The 17,215-nt window shown below is 40.5% G+C and carries 22 protein-coding genes and 1 other annotated feature; of the genes, 19 read left to right on the top strand and 3 right to left on the bottom strand.

The window, feature by feature from the left end:
- Nucleotides 1–33: 33 nt before the first annotated feature.
- Nucleotides 34–357: a helix-turn-helix domain-containing protein gene (locus J7Q84_RS07585; protein WP_247739130.1), complete on the bottom strand. Its 324-nt coding sequence runs from the start codon at nucleotides 355–357 to the stop codon at nucleotides 34–36.
- Here J7Q84_RS07585 and J7Q84_RS07580 point away from each other — a divergent pair.
- The 7 genes from J7Q84_RS07580 (at nucleotide 356) to J7Q84_RS07550 (ending at nucleotide 4,544) form a co-directional block, all read left to right on the top strand.
- On the top strand, nucleotides 356–1,117 hold the full coding sequence (locus J7Q84_RS07580; RefSeq protein ID WP_209093929.1) for an SDR family NAD(P)-dependent oxidoreductase: 762 nt from the start codon (nucleotides 356–358) through the stop codon (nucleotides 1,115–1,117). The two genes, J7Q84_RS07585 and J7Q84_RS07580, sit on opposite strands and share 2 nt — an antisense overlap.
- 19 nt (nucleotides 1,118–1,136) lie before the next feature.
- Nucleotides 1,137–1,691, top strand: a complete 555-nt coding sequence (locus tag J7Q84_RS07575) for a GNAT family N-acetyltransferase (protein ID WP_209093895.1) — start codon at nucleotides 1,137–1,139, stop codon at nucleotides 1,689–1,691.
- A gap of 158 nt (nucleotides 1,692–1,849) precedes the next feature.
- Nucleotides 1,850–2,101, top strand: coding sequence for a hypothetical protein (locus J7Q84_RS07570; RefSeq protein ID WP_209093894.1), 252 nt, complete (start codon nucleotides 1,850–1,852; stop codon nucleotides 2,099–2,101).
- 375 nt (nucleotides 2,102–2,476) lie between these two features.
- Complete coding sequence (gene ytfJ / locus J7Q84_RS07565; RefSeq protein WP_209093893.1) at nucleotides 2,477–2,893, top strand: GerW family sporulation protein; 417 nt, start codon at nucleotides 2,477–2,479, stop codon at nucleotides 2,891–2,893.
- A gap of 219 nt (nucleotides 2,894–3,112) precedes the next feature.
- Complete coding sequence (locus J7Q84_RS07560; protein WP_209093892.1) at nucleotides 3,113–3,892, top strand: oxalate:formate antiporter; 780 nt, start codon at nucleotides 3,113–3,115, stop codon at nucleotides 3,890–3,892.
- Nucleotides 3,893–3,940: 48 nt separating this feature from the next.
- Entirely contained in the window at nucleotides 3,941–4,261 is a 321-nt protein-coding gene (locus tag J7Q84_RS07555; RefSeq protein ID WP_209093891.1) for a hypothetical protein, read from the top strand.
- A gap of 70 nt (nucleotides 4,262–4,331) precedes the next feature.
- Entirely contained in the window at nucleotides 4,332–4,544 is a 213-nt protein-coding gene (locus tag J7Q84_RS07550; protein ID WP_209093928.1) for a hypothetical protein, read from the top strand.
- 33 nt (nucleotides 4,545–4,577) lie between these two features.
- Here J7Q84_RS07550 and J7Q84_RS07545 read toward each other — a convergent pair whose 3' ends face one another.
- On the bottom strand, nucleotides 4,578–4,919 hold the full coding sequence (locus J7Q84_RS07545; RefSeq protein ID WP_209093890.1) for a permease: 342 nt from the start codon (nucleotides 4,917–4,919) through the stop codon (nucleotides 4,578–4,580).
- A 173-nt stretch (nucleotides 4,920–5,092) separates the two neighbouring features.
- On the opposite strand from J7Q84_RS07545, the gene J7Q84_RS07540 reads away from it, so the two are divergent.
- The 5 genes from J7Q84_RS07540 (at nucleotide 5,093) to J7Q84_RS07520 (ending at nucleotide 9,711) form a co-directional block, all read left to right on the top strand.
- Nucleotides 5,093–5,779: a class I SAM-dependent methyltransferase gene (locus tag J7Q84_RS07540; protein ID WP_209093889.1), complete on the top strand. Its 687-nt coding sequence runs from the start codon at nucleotides 5,093–5,095 to the stop codon at nucleotides 5,777–5,779.
- 104 nt (nucleotides 5,780–5,883) lie between these two features.
- Nucleotides 5,884–6,024 carry a hypothetical protein gene (locus J7Q84_RS07535; RefSeq protein ID WP_209093888.1) on the top strand — a complete coding sequence of 47 codons (141 nt, stop codon included), beginning with the start codon at nucleotides 5,884–5,886 and terminating at the stop codon, nucleotides 6,022–6,024.
- A gap of 175 nt (nucleotides 6,025–6,199) precedes the next feature.
- Nucleotides 6,200–7,888, top strand: coding sequence for a formate--tetrahydrofolate ligase (locus J7Q84_RS07530; protein WP_209093887.1), 1,689 nt, complete (start codon nucleotides 6,200–6,202; stop codon nucleotides 7,886–7,888).
- 102 nt (nucleotides 7,889–7,990) lie between these two features.
- On the top strand, nucleotides 7,991–8,518 hold the full coding sequence (locus J7Q84_RS07525) for a hypothetical protein (RefSeq protein ID WP_209093886.1): 528 nt from the start codon (nucleotides 7,991–7,993) through the stop codon (nucleotides 8,516–8,518).
- A gap of 14 nt (nucleotides 8,519–8,532) precedes the next feature.
- Complete coding sequence (locus J7Q84_RS07520; RefSeq protein WP_209093885.1) at nucleotides 8,533–9,711, top strand: DEAD/DEAH box helicase; 1,179 nt, start codon at nucleotides 8,533–8,535, stop codon at nucleotides 9,709–9,711.
- A 531-nt stretch (nucleotides 9,712–10,242) separates the two neighbouring features.
- Here J7Q84_RS07520 and J7Q84_RS07515 read toward each other — a convergent pair.
- Entirely contained in the window at nucleotides 10,243–11,205 is a 963-nt protein-coding gene (locus J7Q84_RS07515; RefSeq protein ID WP_209093884.1) for an MBL fold metallo-hydrolase, read from the bottom strand.
- 251 nt (nucleotides 11,206–11,456) lie between these two features.
- On the opposite strand from J7Q84_RS07515, the gene J7Q84_RS07510 reads away from it, so the two are divergent.
- From J7Q84_RS07510 to J7Q84_RS07480, 7 genes are all read left to right on the top strand, one after another.
- Nucleotides 11,457–11,933 carry a glutathione peroxidase gene (locus tag J7Q84_RS07510; RefSeq protein WP_209093883.1) on the top strand — a complete coding sequence of 159 codons (477 nt, stop codon included), beginning with the start codon at nucleotides 11,457–11,459 and terminating at the stop codon, nucleotides 11,931–11,933.
- An 88-nt stretch (nucleotides 11,934–12,021) separates the two neighbouring features.
- On the top strand, nucleotides 12,022–12,489 hold the full coding sequence (locus J7Q84_RS07505; protein ID WP_247739128.1) for an SRPBCC family protein: 468 nt from the start codon (nucleotides 12,022–12,024) through the stop codon (nucleotides 12,487–12,489).
- Nucleotides 12,490–12,591: 102 nt separating this feature from the next.
- Nucleotides 12,592–12,829, top strand: a binding site (T-box leader).
- Between the two features lie 43 nt (nucleotides 12,830–12,872).
- Entirely contained in the window at nucleotides 12,873–13,466 is a 594-nt protein-coding gene (locus J7Q84_RS07500) for a LysE family translocator (protein WP_209093882.1), read from the top strand.
- A gap of 505 nt (nucleotides 13,467–13,971) precedes the next feature.
- Nucleotides 13,972–14,793, top strand: a complete 822-nt coding sequence (locus J7Q84_RS07495) for a DnaD domain-containing protein (protein WP_209093881.1) — start codon at nucleotides 13,972–13,974, stop codon at nucleotides 14,791–14,793.
- Entirely contained in the window at nucleotides 14,786–15,139 is a 354-nt protein-coding gene (locus tag J7Q84_RS07490; RefSeq protein WP_209093880.1) for a replicative helicase loader/inhibitor, read from the top strand. Before J7Q84_RS07495 ends, J7Q84_RS07490 begins: the two co-directional genes overlap by 8 nt.
- A complete protein-coding gene (dnaB, locus tag J7Q84_RS07485) occupies nucleotides 15,136–16,491 on the top strand; it encodes a replicative DNA helicase (protein WP_209093879.1) in 1,356 nt (451 codons plus the stop codon). The genes J7Q84_RS07490 and dnaB overlap by 4 nt, the downstream gene beginning before the upstream one ends.
- A gap of 28 nt (nucleotides 16,492–16,519) precedes the next feature.
- On the top strand, nucleotides 16,520–17,185 hold the full coding sequence (locus J7Q84_RS07480) for an NAD(P)-binding domain-containing protein (protein WP_209093878.1): 666 nt from the start codon (nucleotides 16,520–16,522) through the stop codon (nucleotides 17,183–17,185).
- Nucleotides 17,186–17,215 lie beyond the last annotated feature (30 nt).

The raw sequence follows: 17,215 nt of genomic DNA, 5'->3' as shown, positions 1-17,215 counted from the left end.
CACTTATTATTTCAAATCGAATTTTCTTTGGAATTAACCCTCCCCCAATATATTTGGATAGCGCTTTTTTAAATATTCTACCTGTGCTTTCAAGTAATCTCTTTCTTCTTCGATGGAATCAAACTTAGTTTTTGGACGTCCAGTGAACGGATGAAAATTATTTGTTTTTCCCCTTTGATCGTCAAATAACTCACCATTTCTATACTTTTTCACCCAATTTTTAAGTTGAGTTGAACTACGTAAACCAAATTCCTGTGAAATTGAAACGTAACTTCCATAGCCATTTTCATATTGTTTTACTGCCTTAAGTTTTAGTTGATTTGAATAGTGTTTAAATTTTGTTCCCTTTAATGGCATAATAAAATCCCCCAATAGTAGACTGCCCATCCATTTTATCAGATGGGCTTTTTTTCGTGTCTACTATAAGGGGATAATATCAACGTTACAATCTCTTTTACATGAACAGAACGTACCATGTGGAATCTATGTATTAGATATTACAAAGAAAGAGCAATGCAAGGAAACCATCGAAGAGATTGAAAAAATCCATAACTCCATTGATATTGTTGTACATAACGCTGGAATATCCCACAGAAGTCCGTTCCTTCACACACAGCTTGATGTGCTTGAAAATGTGTTGGCTGTAAATATAAATGGAACGATGAATCTTACACACTATACACTTGAACAAGTGATTAAAAATAAAGGAACCTTTATCGCTATTTCCAGTGTCGCCGGCTTTGCACCTCTATTTGGCAGAACAGGATATGCTGCAAGTAAACATGCATTGCATGGATTCTTTGAAACATTGCGATCAGAAGTGGAAGACCTTGGTGTAAAGGTTCTGTTGGTGTATCCCTCCTTCATAAACACGGCACTTGTGCAAAATGCTCTAAGTGGAGATGGAACACAAGTTTCAAAGCAACGACAAACAGTAGGTAATGTATTAACGCCTCGTTATGTAGCAGAGTGTATTGTAAAAGGAGTATTGAAAAATAAGAAGCGCCTCTACATCAGCTCTGTTTCTAAAACCTCCTTATGGATTAGCAGATTGGCGCCTAATATATATAGCAAGCTGATGAAGAAAAAGGTGATGGTGGAGTTTGGACAGAAATAACGAATAAAGAGACAAGAAAGTGACAACACATTTTTCTAATCTTTTTCATGGCGAATATGTGCGTCTGTCCGCGGTACGACAAGAAGACGCAGAAGTGATGGCCCGGTGGGGCGAGGATGCGGAGTATCTTCGAAATGTCGATACGGATATTGCTTTGCCGAGAACGAAGGAGCGCATGGCGGCAGAAGGGAGCAGCAACTCGAATAGTGCCTATTTTCGGCTGCGGACTATTCAGGGTGATGAATTGGTTGGCTTTGTTGCGCTCCACAGCATTGAGTGGAACAATCGTGCAGGGTTGCTTGCGATTGGAATAGGGGAAGCAAAGAATCGGAATAAAGGCTATGGAACAGATGCTTTAAGACTGATCCTTCGTTTTGCCTTCGAAGAATTGAATTTGGATCGTGTTGGATTAGATGTGATTGATTATAACAAAAGTGCGATTCGTGCATATGAAAAGGCGGGCTTTCAGCATGAAGGTAGAATGAGGGCTGCGGTTTATCGAGACGGGAAACATTATGACCGCGTTATTATGGGCATACTGCGCTCGGAGTGGGCTGCCAAAAGTTATAAATAAAAAATTCAGTGTTATTTGCAGGAAAATAGTCGAATCATGGAGAATTAAAAAGTGAGGAGGAAAAGAAGCTCGTTTCTCCGAAATTTTTACGATGAAATTTATCTGAAAATTCAATTTTATCATATAATAGAGAAAAGACATCTTGAGGGGGAAAGAACATGAAGCAATATTTAGAGCTTGGAGCTTGCATTGCCGCACTTGTCGGTATCATTTCTGTACTGCTGCAGGATTGGTATGTTGTGTATCAATTCTCGGGGGTAATCGGCATTGCCGCGATTTTGCTTGGATGTGTGGCTTTTATGATTACAAAAAGGAATTCGCAGTCAAGGAGAAGAGAATATGCTATCGGTTTATTTATGATTAGTATCCCAAATTTACTTGCAGCTGCGTTATATCTAGTATTTCAATAAAGAGTGGAGGGGCCTTTGTCAAAGGTTCCTTTTTAGTTTTACCGATGTACTGATTTAGCAGGTCCAGTAGAAAATCTCTATCTTCAGGTTTTCCTTGCAGCACCATGAGCAATTCAGCACTTTCATTGATACATATGCCAGATGAGCTATACCACGTTTGCATGTTGAGGATCCTCCTTTTGATTGAAATGCATTGTGTATTCCTTTTCTCTTTTTATGAAATAACATCCTTCTTCCATTAAAACGTTATGCTCATTGTAAAGAGCTTCTCACAGCGAAAGTATAGTTTTTTCTTATAGGAAAAAAATGTTTAGTTCTATAAATTTAGGAAAAACTAGAAAAAGATTAGTATCAGTATAAGGAGGAGAGTGTGCAATGGAGCATCCAATTCAAGGGCTAATGAAAGCAGCAATGGAAAATTTGAAAGAGATGGTCGATGTAAATACAATTGTGGGAGAGCCTGTGCAAACAGGGGACGGTGGAGTGGTATTGACGGTTTCTAAAGTGGCGTTTGGCTTTGGGGCAGGAGGAAGCGACTTTGGAGCAGAGAAACGACAACAGGATGGAGAGGAAGGGCATGCGTTTGGAGGCGGAAGCGGGGGCGGCGTATCGATTTCGCCTGTAGCCTTTCTAGTGGTAAACAAGGAGGGTGTGAATATTATGCATCTGAAAGAATCGACGCATTTGATTGAAAAAGCGATCGATTTAGCTCCGCAAACATTGAATACATTACAGGGAATGTTTTCTCAAAACAACAAATCAAACAATCAAAGCGATGAAGATTTATTGTAAGAAATGAGACCTGACATAGGTCTCATTTTTATTTTTTTAGAAGTCCTAGTGCCACTGTATGAAATGAATTTTAAAGTGTAAATAATCTGTAATAGACGACACGAAAATGTAAAAATAATATATGCGATTATCATGTTATTTTACTATGTTTATCAATCCTTTCATGATAAAATAATAATTATATAATGTATTTAATTGGAAAAAAGGTGGCTAGTGACTTTGGCTGGAGGATCTGACCAAATAAAGGAAATCATATACATTAACGGGGATAGACGAAACAATTGTTTTCTCACTTCTGGTATTACCTTCCAGGAGTTTGCAAACAATATTCCATCTCCTCTTCAAAACGTGCTTTTATTAAAGCATGATTTTGACTGGACTGATTTAAACTATCATACTTTATTAGAGTATGTGGAAGAAGATAATATGAATAAGCTGGCAGCGGCTGATGTAGCACAGTACGGAGAGTTTTGCTGGATTGATTTTGAAGATGTGAACGATTTAGATGAATTAGAGCCGACAGAAATTGCGGAGTTGTTATATTTAGCTCATAAAAAAGAACCAATCGGCAAGCCGTTTTTTCCTCTCTTAAAGAATCGATATGTGTATCTATCTCATGAAGACGGATGGTATAACAAGATTTATTATCGAAGATCGATGGACTTTGCTGCACTGCTTAGCAAGGTGATTCCTTATAAGCTTGGAATGGGCAATAAAAAGCGGATTCCTCTATTTCAAAAATCAAAAATTTACCCTGCAGTTACAATGGAATCTATTGAAAAGCTGCTTCCATACATCGAGGATGGCTTATTGATAGATTTAAATGAGAAACTCGACTCCAGAAAAGGAGTGGAAATTCCTGTGTATGTGATAGGAACCTTCGAGAACACAGACGAGATTATAGAAAACCTTGGTGAGCATAAAGGCAATGCTTCCGATAAAGGCTGGCTCGTATATGATAAAAAAGAGCAGGATTGGAGCTTTGTAGTTGAAAAGTAAACTTGGCTGTCATCGGTCAAGTTTTTTTATTTAGAAAGGGGAGTAAATGTGAATAAGTCATTCCTAACAATAGGCTTGCTTAGTTTAGCGCTTGTTGCGGTGTTCATTTTGACATGCCCTCGAGAAGCTGATTTTGAGCAATACATAGCCAAAAAGTATGATATTGAATGTTCAGGTACAGATTTTACATGTGTGAAATACGAAGGTGGACATAACGTGAAGCTTACGCTGGTTCAAACAACAGTCAAAGGCCGTGTGTTTTTTATGAATGCTGAAAAAACATTTGAAACAAACGATGGACGTACCATTACGATTAAGGCATTGGGAATATTGAATACATTTCTGCAATCGTCAATTAAAGAACAATAAACACATGTTTCTGTTTTTTCCTCATATAGTGGATATAAGACAAGCATTCCATGAAAGGGGAATAGAAATGGTGAAGAAGATGTGTTTAGTGTGCAATGGCACCGAATTTTATCAATCTGTTTTATATGCTCGTTCCAAGCAGGATTTTGGGCCTGCACCTAATATGTATAAGTTTGAAAAGGTGTTTATCGAACAGCGGGAAGAAGAAAATTATCCCGTATTCCACGAAATCACCTCCTATCACTGCAAGAACTGCGGTCATATTATGCTGTTTCATAGATAAGGCAACCACCAAGCTAGAGCTTGGTGGCTTTTTTTAATAAAAAAGTCCCAACATTAACGGGTACAATATCGTAAATAGAAGAGAAAATCCTCCAAATCCGATTGCGGTAAATCCAAGTGTCTTGGCGCCATAGCTTACTGCCAGCAAGCCTAATACAACAGACACAATTCCAAATACAACCGGGTAGAATGCAATGGAGAATAAAGCAACAAATAAAGCGACATAGCCCATAATGGTGCCTGCCTCTGTTCTATCCTCAGTGGCTTGATGTATCGGCCGTTCTCCCATGTAAAAGCGGGTCGGCACAACTTCTGCCGCGTATTCCTCTTTGTCTAAATTATGCTCATGTGTTATGCGTTTTTCTTCTTCATCCATTGTAATCCCTCACTTTCTTTTGGGATGTGTTTTTAGTATTTGTTGTTTTTGTTATCCAATGAATGCTACTTTATCCCATAATAAGAGCATGGCTGTGCGCAACAAGGAAGTTTTTGATGATGTGTCGTATTATATTAAGTGGAATAAAACTGAAATAAAGGCGGGAACCCTAAATGAAGTCATTTAACTGGCATAAAACAGCGCAAGTACAATGGGATGAGCGTGCAAATTTTTGGAATCAAAGCAGTCAAGAGATGTGGGATACAGGCAGCCGCAGTGAAATCGTGCCATTTTTTGAAAAGCATGTAGAAAAAGGAGCAGCAGTGCTTGATATAGGGTGCGGAGATGGCTATGGTACATATAAGGTTAATAAGGCAGGCTACAAAGCGACAGGCATTGATTTGTCAGAAGAAATGATAAAGCTGGCAAACGCAAGAGGAGAGCAGGAAGGGTTAGCTTTTATGCAAGGGGATATTAATGCGTTGCCAATTGAAGATGAAAGCTTTGATGCGGCGATGGTCATTAATGCGCTGGAGTGGACAGAGCACCCTTTAATTGCCATTGAAGAGATGAAACGCATATTAAAGCCGAATGGTCTCGCATGTATCGGTATTTTAGGACCGACAGCACATCCGAGAGAAAATAGCTATAAACGCTTATACGGAGAGACGGTTATTTGCAATACAATGATGCCATGGGAATTTGAACGATTGGTCAAAGAAAACGGTTTTGCGGTGGTTGATGGATTGGGCGTTTATAAGCGTGGAGTCACTGAAAAGCATGTTGGCAATCTGTCTGCAGAGCTGAAGCAGGCGTTGACGTTTATGTGGGTATTTATGATCCAAAAAGCTTCAGCATAAGCTGGAGCTTTTTTAGCGTGTTGTTCCTGATTTGGGAAGACTGGTGAAAAAAGTAGGGAATCGGAGCAAAAAAAGCGGGAATCGGAGCAAAAAGCAGGAAATCAGTGCGAAAAAGCGGTGAATCGGAGCAAAAAAGCGGTGATTGGTGCAAAAAAGCGGTGATCGGAGCAAAAAAGCAGGGAATCGGAGCAAAAAAGCGGGGAATCGGAGCAAAAAAAGCGGTGATTGGTGCAAAAAAGTGGTGATCGGTGCAAAAAAGCAGGGAATCGGAGCAAAAAACAGGGAATCAGCGCAAAAGGCAAAGGAACCAGTGCAATCACCAAAGTAATTTATTCTTTACATGTTGATAAGCATAAATTTACAATAATTTTTTGAAAATATGGTATAATGAAAGGGATTACAACACAGGAGGTAACGGGGATGACAGTGGAAACAATCATTAAATCAGACATTGAAATTGCACAAGAAGCATCAATTCAACCAATTGTAGAAATCGCGAAAAATTTGGATATTGAGATGGAAGAGCTTGAGCCATACGGACATTACAAAGCGAAGCTTTCTTTAAATATTTTAGATCGTCTAAAGACGAAACAGGATGGTAAGGTCATTTTAGTGACAGCGATTAATCCAACTCCAGCAGGAGAAGGGAAATCTACTGTAACAGTTGGATTAGGACAAGCGTTTAATCAAATCGGCAAAAAAGCGATTGTGGCGCTTCGTGAGCCTTCATTAGGACCAACTATGGGAATTAAGGGAGGAGCTGCAGGAGGCGGTTACTCACAGGTAATTCCAATGGAAGATATTAACCTGCATTTTACAGGCGATCTTCATGCTATTACTACTGCTAATAATGCGCTTGCTGCTTTGATTGATAATCATATCCAGCAAGGAAACGAACTGCAAATCGATACGAGAAAAATCGTGTGGAAACGCTGCGTGGATTTGAACGACCGAGCGCTTCGTAAGGTTGTTATCGGACTTGGCGGACCGTTGCAAGGAGTGCCGCGTGAAGATGGGTTTGATATTACGGTAGCTTCAGAAATTATGGCGGTTTTCTGTCTGGCTTCTGATATTGAGGATTTAAAAGTGCGTTTATCCCGCATTGTAGTAGCTTATGATGTGACAAATAAACCGGTTACAGTGAAGGATTTAGGAGTAGAAGGTGCGCTAACATTGCTTCTGAAAGATGCGATTAAGCCGAATTTGGTACAAACATTAGAGCATACGCCGGCTATTATTCACGGCGGTCCGTTTGCGAATATCGCGCATGGCTGCAATAGTGTAATTGCTACGAAAATGGCGGCGAAGCTTGGTGACTATGTAATTACAGAATCAGGCTTTGGAGCGGATTTAGGCGCAGAGAAATTTTTAAATATTAAAGCACGTCTTGCAGATATTCAACCGGAAGCTGTTGTTATTGTAGCAACGATCCGTGCGTTGAAAATGCATGGCGGCGTAGCGAAGGATCAGCTGAAGGCAGAAAATGTAGAAGCTCTTGCACAAGGTATGGAAAACCTGCAAAAGCATATCGAAACAGTCCAAGCATTCGGATTGCCATTCGTTGTAGCGATCAACCGTTTCGTGACAGACTCCGAGCAAGAAATCGCGTATTTACAAGAGTGGTGTGAGACACGAGGCTATGACGTTGCGTTAACTGAAGTTTGGGGTAAAGGCGGAAAAGGCGGAGCAGAACTTGCTGAAAAAGTGATTCAAGCGATTGAAGCTGGTGAAAATAAGTATGCGCCGTTATATAACCTTGATTTACCGCTTGCAGACAAAATCCGTACGATTGCACAGAAGGTATACGGTGCAGACGATGTAGAATTTATGCCGCAAGCTCGCAAGCAAATGGTACAATTTGAAGCAGAAGGATGGGGGAACTTGCCAATTTGTATGGCAAAAACGCAATACTCTCTGTCTGATGATGCAACAAAGCTTGGCAGACCAACTGGATTTAAAATTACTGTGCGTGAATTAAAACCATCTATCGGTGCTGGCTTCATCGTGGCATTGACAGGCTCAGTGTTAACAATGCCAGGCTTGCCGAAAAAGCCTGCTGCGTTAAATATGGACGTGAATGAAGAAGGAAAAGCAGTCGGCTTATTTTAAAAGTTGCGCTTTGACCATATCTTTTGTATAGTTAACTTCATATGAGGATGCGAACGCCTTTCCGTTGTGAAAGGCGTTTCCGTTTTTTTTAAGGAGGACAGGATGTTTGATCCCACTGTTTTTGATAATTTAAAAGTCATTGTAGAAGGATATATATATGACCAGGACTTTGACGGAGCCATATTGGTGACTGGACGAAAGGACCTTGTCGACTTAGCTTCCATGAATCGGCAGTATAGGGTGTCATTTGTTCTCAAGAACTTACATAACATACATATAACAGCAGTTTTTGTCCTGCAGGCGGATACGCGGAATCTGTTAGGAGAAATAATGGAAGACGCCAGCTTCACTCCCGGCTGTACGGCAGAGATTTTATTTCAATACAAAACAGTTAACCCGGAAACGGATTGCTCGGAGACCGGTCAGTTGCTGAAATCTGTATGGGGAGAAGAACGCATCATCACACAGCAAGTAGCATATGAGCACGGGAAGCAGGATTACAGTGTAGAGGCATCTGTGCAGTTTCAAAAACACATTACAGAGGATCATATCGACGATCTTCCTGTACTAGTCGATCACATGATTGAAACCATGCACAAGCTCACACATATGCATGAAAAACGAAGCTAAAGGAGAAACGGCCTATGATTCAACAAATGAAACCATTTTTACAAACTGCTTGGCAAAAAGCAGGATTTCAAGATATGACGGATGTTCAAAAGCAAACCATTCCTTTCATTTTAGAAGGGAAGGATGTAGTGGCAGAATCGCCGACGGGAACAGGAAAAACGCTGGCGTACTTGCTGCCGCTTCTACATACTGTCGATGCTGAAGTGAAAAACCCACAGATTGTTGTATTGGCTCCAACACGCGAGCTTGTGATGCAAATACACGGGGAAGTCCAAAAGTTTACTGAAGGCAGCGGTATATCAGGAGGATCTTTTGTAGGTGGAGCAGATATGAAGCGCCAAGTGGAGAAGCTGAAAAAGCATCCGCAGGTGGTTGTCGGATCTCCAGGAAGAATATTAGAGCTGATTCGCATGAAAAAGCTAAAGATGCATGAAGTAAAAACGATTGTATTTGATGAGTTTGATCAGCTAATCCAGCAAGATATGGTGCAAGTATTAAACGATCTTTTAAAAGCAGCTATGAGAGACCGCCAATTGTTATTTTTCTCTGCTACTATCTCCAAGGGAGTAGAAGATGCTGCGCGCAATTTTTCGAATGAAGCGGAGATTGTACGTGTTAAGCGGGCAACAGAAGCATCTAAGGTGCAGCATTTATACATTGTGTGTGATTGGCGTGAAAAGCTTGACAACATCCGAAAGATTGTTCATATGAACAATGTAAAAGCATTGGCATTTATGAATGACCCGTTCAAGCTGGATGAAATGACCGCTAAGCTTCGTTATAAGAAGGTGGAAGCAGGAGCGCTTCACGGGGAGGCGACCAAGCAAGAACGCGCTGCGATGCTGCGCAAGCTTCATCAAGGCAAGCTGCAGCTGTTATTGGCTACAGACGTGGCCGCGCGCGGTCTTCACGTGGAGGAGCTGACGCATGTAATTCATTTGGATATACCGGAAACCTTGGATCAATATATTCACCGATCTGGCCGTACGGGCCGCATGGGGAAAGAGGGCACTGTTATCTCGCTTGTTACTCCGAATGAAGAAAAGAAGCTGATGCAATTCTCGAAAAAGCTGGGCATCGAATTTGTAAAACAAGATATATTCAAAGGGGAATTCGTAGAGAAAAAACCATTTGTACCAAAGAAAAAGAAGCCGGCTTACACAGCGCGCAACAATGGGAAAAAGTCTAGGTAATCCCGAATACCAAAACGATATGAAAAAGCACTCCAATTAGCATAGGAATTGGGGTGCTTATTTTTGTTGTTACAATTGCATATTTAGAAGTGAAAAATACATTCTTATATAAATTAGATGGTACAATAAGGAATGGAATATTATTAAAATTCAGAAAAAATTATCAGGATAGCGGGAATGTATATGAAGCCAAACAGTATTTCTAAACACAATATTAAGTTTATGTTCTGAATCAGTTTTTTCGGTACGATTAATTTTATTGCTCCTGTACTAACCCTTTTTTATATGGGGAGGGGACTTGAGCCTATTCATATTCTTTGGCTGCAGTTATTTTGGAGCGGTGTCGTCCTTGTTGGAGAAGTACCTGGGAGAGTTATCGCGGATCGCTTTGGAAGTTTGATAGTTATTGCTTTTTACGGATTTTATCAAAAGCTGAGGGATAAAAAAGGTGCTTAAAAGGTATTAAAACACCAAAACGAGCATCCGTCGATACTCGTTTTGGTGTTTTAATTGTACTAGATGGTTTTATTCTTACTTCACCGCTTGCTTTTGCTTTAATAAGTAGTCTACGATTCCCATCGAGCACACCTCTATATCTAAATTAAGAATTTCATAGACAGAATGATCTGCTGGCACGCCTTTTTCTGTCAGGTAGCTACGGATAAGAGTAAGGAGCTCTTCTTTGAGCGTATTGGCAGCCAAAGCAAAGTCACTATGCTGTTGAAGTGCGTTTTCTCCGTGCTGGATAAATTGAGGAAGCCAATACGAGATTTGCTTGTATACTTCCTGTACGTTTGTTGTATGCCCGAAATGGCTGAAATAAATAGCATCTACACGCATATCTTCAATACGGCGCATGGATTCTTTCATTTCTCCCGGATGAAATTGAGTAGGAGAGGTAGACGGTAAATATAATTCTACTTGCAAATCATCTAATTCGCGATAGTAAATGCCGATTGTATCTCCTGTAAATATGCCGTTGCTTTTTGAGTCATGAATGCTCATATGATGTCTTGCATGACCAGGTGTGTCATAAAAGGTCAGCGTGCGATCCGGTCCGATTTGCAGGGTTTCGCCGTCTTCTTTTATGATCATTCGATCTGCAGGGACAGGCAAAACTGGAGAGAACAATTGGTCGAATTTATCGCCATATACTACACGAGCACCTTGAATCAGTTTTGTCGGATCAGCCAAATGGCGAGCTCCGCGCGGATGAACAATAAGCTTCGCATTTTTGCATGCTTCCATCATCACTCCTGCGGCTCCGGCATGGTCAAGATGCACATGAGTGACGATAATATACGCCACATCATCTGGCTGCACATTCAATTGCTCCAAGCCCGCCAAAATATGAGGGACGGAAGGAGAAGCGCATGTTTCGATCAGTGTTACTTTTTCATCAAGCAAAACATATGTACCGGTGCGCTTGTCACGCCCTAAATCGAAATCATCAATCAAATACATATCATGACCAATTTTCTCAGGTTGTTTCATAGTAAAGCCCCCATTCTTATGTAATTAAAAAAGAAGAAAACAAAGAAGTCTTCTTCGAGTATCCAACATCTATAGACTGGATGTTATGTCTGCTTATTCACATTTTATTGTAAGAGATTTCAATCATACTGTCTATTTATTTCTGTCTATTTAGAATATTTAGTTTTTTAAGAGGTGCAATTAATAGACTTTGTATAGAAAAATCGATTATATTAAAGATAATGCAAAATTATGGATATGGAGGTAATGTTATGTCAGCATATCATTTTAAAGTAAAAAAGATTCAAGGAGAGGAGGTATCTTTAGAGCAGTATGAAGGCAAGGCTCTTGTAATTGTCAACGTTGCCAGCAAATGCGGATTTACGCCGCAATATCAGAGCTTGCAGGCTCTATATGAAGAGTATAAGGACCGTGGCTTGGTGATTTTAGGATTCCCTTGCAACCAATTTATGAACCAAGAGCCGGGGACAAATGAAGAAATCTCTAGCTTTTGCCAGATGAACTACGGCGTGACGTTTCCGGTGTTCGCTAAAGTCGATGTAAACGGCAGCAATGCTCATCCGCTGTTCCAGTATTTATGCAAGGAAGCTCCAGGTCTGCTTGGCTCTAAAGCAGTCAAATGGAATTTCACAAAATTCCTAGTCGACAGAAATGGAAATGTGGTAGAGCGCTTTGCTCCGAAAACGTCTCCAGAGGATATGAGAAGCGCGATTGAAAGTGTGCTGTAAAAGAAAACATAGCCATATTCAAGGGCGTAGTTCTCTCTACGTTATTTTGGATTATATGCCTTAAAAAATAAAATGGGAGGACTATAGTATGAAGCCGATTACTATACCTGACTTGACCGCTAGACCGTTCAGCCTGACGGTAGAACGGTTGATGGATGCTGCGCCTCATGTATTATTCCAAGCGTGGACGAAGCAATTTGATCTTTGGTTTGCAGCACCTGGAACTGTGTTAATGCAAGGAGAGGTGGACACTGCTTTCTATTTTGAAACAGTTTTTAAACCGAGTCCTCATAGTGAGGTGCAGCGTCACCCTCATTATGGGAGGTTTTTGAGACTTGAAAGAGACCGTCTTGTTGAAATGACGTGGGTTACGGGAGCCGGGGGAACAAAGGGAGCTGAGACTGTTATTACAGTTGAACTTCATGCAAAGGATAATGGAACCAAACTGCGTCTTACCCATGCAGGCTTTCCAGATGAAGAGTCGAAAAGCAAGCATGAGCAGGCATGGCCTATGGTGCTTGAACAGCTGGACAGATGTATGAAGGAACAGTCCTAACCAGTAGATTCAGTACGTTGTCTAAGAGCAATTTTACATAGTCTGTTAAAATAATACTTGCAACAAAATAATATAATACTATAATAAAATAAAAACAAGCACATATAGACGAAGATAAGGACAAGTAATATATTGTAATCCGTAGCGAGCTGGGGGTGGTGAAAGCCCGGTGAGGAGATATATATGAATAACACCTTGGAGTTTCTAACCGAAATTGTACAGCAAGAGTAGACTTAGACGTAACCGGAACGTTAGAGCTGGAGAGTATGATTGTACTCGTTAAAGCTGGTCGTGCAGACAATTTGGGTGGTACCGCGGAAGATAACCTTTCGTCCCTTTTTTAGGGATGAAAGGTTTTTTATTGTCGTAAAAGGAGAAGAACTATGTTATTTATCAAAAGCTTTATTTTAGGATTATCTGTATCTGCTCCAGTTGGGCCGATTGGGTTGCTTTGCATTCAACGAACGCTCTCTAAAGGAAGAGCCGCGGGCTTTTTGACCGGATTTGGAGCCGTTTCGGCAAATGTAATTTATGCAAGTATCGCTGCATTTGGGTTTTCGGTAGTTTCGTCTTTTTTAATGGAGCAAGAAGTGTATTTAAGAGTATTTGGCTCGATATTTTTATTTTATTTAGGTATAAAGACGTTTTTAAAAACGCCTGCCAAGACCGCTGCAGATCTTAGGGGAGAAACCTTGCTTTCTATGTACGCGTCTACTTTTCTACTGATGATAACGAATCCGGTAACCATTTTAAACTTTGTTGCTATGTTTACGGGGCTTGGCTTTAATCAACAGGGGGGCTCAGCAGCCACATCCCTTGCGTTAATAAGCGGAGTGTTCGTAGGTGCTTCTCTATGGTGGCTGTTTCTTAGCTTTGTTGTAAGCGTATTTAAGAAAAAGATAACACCCCACCTTGTAGTAGTAAATAGAATAGCAGGAGGGCTTATTATCCTATTAGGTATATTGGCAGTGCTATAGCAATCGATAAAAGAACCATGTTTGGTTCTTTTTTTAATGGCTCTGTTACATGATAATGTTGACTTGTTGAATTCCTTCTTCGACCAACATCTTTGTTAGTGAAATAAGAGAGTGTTATTATTTAGCATGGTTTCAGTTCCTTGAAATTGAAACGTAACTTCCATAACCATTTTCATATTGTTTTACTGCCTTAAGTTTTAGTTGATTTGAATAGTGTTTAAATTTTGTTCCCTTTAATGGCATAATAAAATCCCCCAATAGTAGACTGCCCATCCATTTTATCAGATGGGCTTTTTTTCGTGTCTACTATAAGGGGATAATATCAAATGTGACAGTCCTTTTTTCCAATATTAAATATCAACAGTTTACTTTAACAAAATTATGAAAAATATAATTGAGTTGACCCATTTTACTGTTCTTCCAGCTATTTAATTAGTAAAGCGGTTTTTATACGGATTCTTGTCTGTATAGTAGACCGATAGTGGAAAAGAGGAGGCTGCAGAAGATGGCGATTTTCAGGCAAGTACATACTGACTACTGGGAGGACAGCTTTGTAGTGGATCTGACTCCAGAAGAACGATATTTTTATATATATTTGATGACAAACAGGAGAACAAAGCAATGCGGGATTTATGAACTGCATACTCGTACGATTGAAACGGATACGGGGTATAACCGGGAAACGGTGGAAAAGCTTCTTGAACGTTTTATTCGGTATGGGAAAATTCGCTACAGTAAGGAAACGAAAGAGATTATGATTGTGAATTGGATGAAATACAACAAAATGAACAGTCCTAAGGTCAAGCTGTGCATTGCAAAAGAGCTGGAGAAGGTAAAATATAAGTCGTTTGTATCCATGTTCTTAGTTATTTGTAAGCGGCTTGGATACAGTATCGATACTCTATCACAAGTCTATGAGGAAGAAAAAGAAGAAGAAAAAGAAAAAGAAAAAGAAGAAGAAAAAGAAAGAGAAGAAGAACAAGAACAGCAGCAAGAAGCATCCGCTTACGCGGCTTTGAAAACACCTGCTGCTGCCCCTCTTTCCATTTCTTTTTATGAAAAAAACTTTGGAAAGCTAACTCCTTTTATTCGGGAGGATATACAGGCTTGGGTTAGGGAGTTGAGTGATGATTTAGTGGTGAAAGCGATGCAGAGCGCATTAGTGCATAATTGTAAAAACTGGACTTATGTAACGCATATTTTGAAGGATTGGCATGCAAGCGGGATAACGACCTTGAAGGAAGTAGAAGAGGAACGCCGAGTATTTGAGGGAAGCCGCAAAACGCAGAAGAAGGATCGAAAGGAGGAGTTTGATCTCGATGACTAAGCGTGAGGTTTACGATTTGTTGCAGAAAATCAAGAAGCTGTTTCCTAGTTTTGATATAAATCAAACAAAAATCGATATGTGGACTATGGTTTTGAAAGATTATGAAAATGAAAGAATACATCATAGTTTAGCTGTGTATTTAAAACACTCATCGTATCCTCCTCAGCCGGCGGATATAGTGAAATGGTATGAAGATGAGCATGTAACACCGGGAGTTAAAGAAACAAAAATGAGCTTGCAAAAACAAGAAAAAGAGAGAATACATGCGGCGGCACCAAGGGATGCAAAGCGATATTTGCAGAAAATGGCGAAGATGTTAGGTCTGAGAGGAGAAGAGATAAGATGAGTACAACAGGGGAGTTGTATAGCGCACAAGGGGAGCAAGCTCTCCTTGGTGCAGTTTTCTTAGATCCTGATTGCTTTAAGGAATTGAAGGTGCGGCCTGAACAGCTTTTTATACGAAGCCATGTCCTTATTTTACAAGTGATGCAAGAGCTCAATCATACTAATAGAAGTATTGATTTGGTTACGATAACGGAAGAACTCGAAAGGTGCGGGAAGATAGAGGCTGCGGGAGGGGTGTCTTATCTTTACAGGCTGGCAAACAGTGCACCGACCGCTGCCAATGTACGAGAATATGAAAGCTTGGTGCTTGATTATTGGCGAAAACGCCGAGTGATTCAAAAATGCCAAATTATCCAGCAATCAATATACGAGGGTGCGGAGATAAGCTCTGTCATTCAGTCCAGCATTTCGGAATGGATGCAATTAGAGGATGCAGAGGTTGATGAGGATGGGGCGCTCGATGAGGTATTAATAAGAGTGTATGAAGATTTAAAGACCGATAGAGGCGACCTGAAGGGAATTGATACAGGCTTTCAGGATTTAAATAGTATTACGGGCGGACTTCAGCCGCAGGACTTAATTATTGTGGCAGGCCGTCCAAGCATGGGAAAAACTGCATTTGCGTTAAATGTGGCTGTTCATGCTGCATACAGCAAAGATGCAGTAGTTATATTTTCATCTGAAATGAGTGCCGAATCTCTTATGAAACGAGTATTAAGCAGCATTGGAAATGTTGATGGCACCAAATTCAAAAATGCCATGTATTCTTTCAACCATGAAGATTGGCAGCATACACTGGACGCCATGGGAGAAGTGAACAATCTTCCTATACGTATATACGACAAGCCCGGCGTACCTGTCAGCTATATATGGTCTAAGGTGCGAAGAGCATGCAGGGAATTTTCAGATCGGCGTGTACTCGTTGTTATCGATTATTTGCAACTTATTGCCGGTGATCCGAAATTTAATGGAAACCGCGTGCAGGAGGTAGGTGATATTAGCCGCATGCTGAAGCTGATGGCACGGGAGCTTAATGTATGTGTAGTAGCATTATCCCAGCTCAACCGCGGGGTTGAAAGCAGGCAGGATAAGCGGCCGATGATGAGCGATTTACGGGAAAGCGGACAAATTGAACAGGATGCTGATATTATCGCATTCTTATATCGGGATGACTATTATAATGCCGATAGTGAAAAGAAGGGCATCGCGGAGCTTATTATCAGCAAGCACAGGAATGGTCAGACGGGAACGATCGAGATGAAATTTATGAAAGAGTACAGCCAATTTCATAGTAGATTGAAAAGACAAGATAGGAAAGAAGGGATAACTTTATTCCATAAAGAAAGTAACTAGATTAATAGAGCCGAAAAGGAGAGTTCATATGCAAATTGTTATTGCTGGTATTGGGAAATTAGGAACAGCATTGCTGACGCAATTTGAAAAGTGTGGCATATCACTAGGAGTTTTTCATCCAAATAGTGAAAAAGCAAGCTTATGCGTGCAGAAGTATTCGCTCCATAAAGCTGTAACAATGAAGGAACTTGGTGAAGCCGATCTTGTTATGGCAGCCGTTCCGGCAAATAGAATAGATGCTTTTACAGAAAGTATAAAATCACTGCATAAACCGCTTTTTATTAATATGGCCACCGCAGTACCGACTTCTCGCTTACAGAAGCAGTATTCTTCTCTTCAATGGACAGGGGTAAAATTTGTTGGACAAGCAGATGATTTACGAGAGAACGGAAACGGGTTATTTGTTATAGAAGAACCTCATCCTGTAATCAGTGGGCTTTATTCCCAAATAGGCCGTGTCATTGTTGACAAGGAGGAGACGGTAGAAAAGGTCAATCGACTTGCTACCTATTATGCAATTAAAGCGGCAAAAGAGCTTGAAAACGAACTTCGAAGCAAAGGATATAACAGCGAATATGAAAAGCAGGTGCTGCAATCACTCGTGCCGGGGGTAGTTCGTTCCTATGCACAGGGGACATTAGGACATTTTGGGAAAGAGATTGCGGCGCAGCTTGATAACGAAAAACGGAGCTGATACAAAGGGAACTTCTTCATATCAGCTCCA

The sequence above is a fragment of the Bacillus sp. 165 genome (assembly GCF_017742235.1).
Taxonomy (GTDB): domain Bacteria; phylum Bacillota; class Bacilli; order Bacillales; family Bacillaceae_G; genus JAGHKQ01.
The sequence above is the reverse complement of the archived record's forward strand: the minus strand, read 5'-3'. Positions and strand labels throughout refer to the sequence as shown.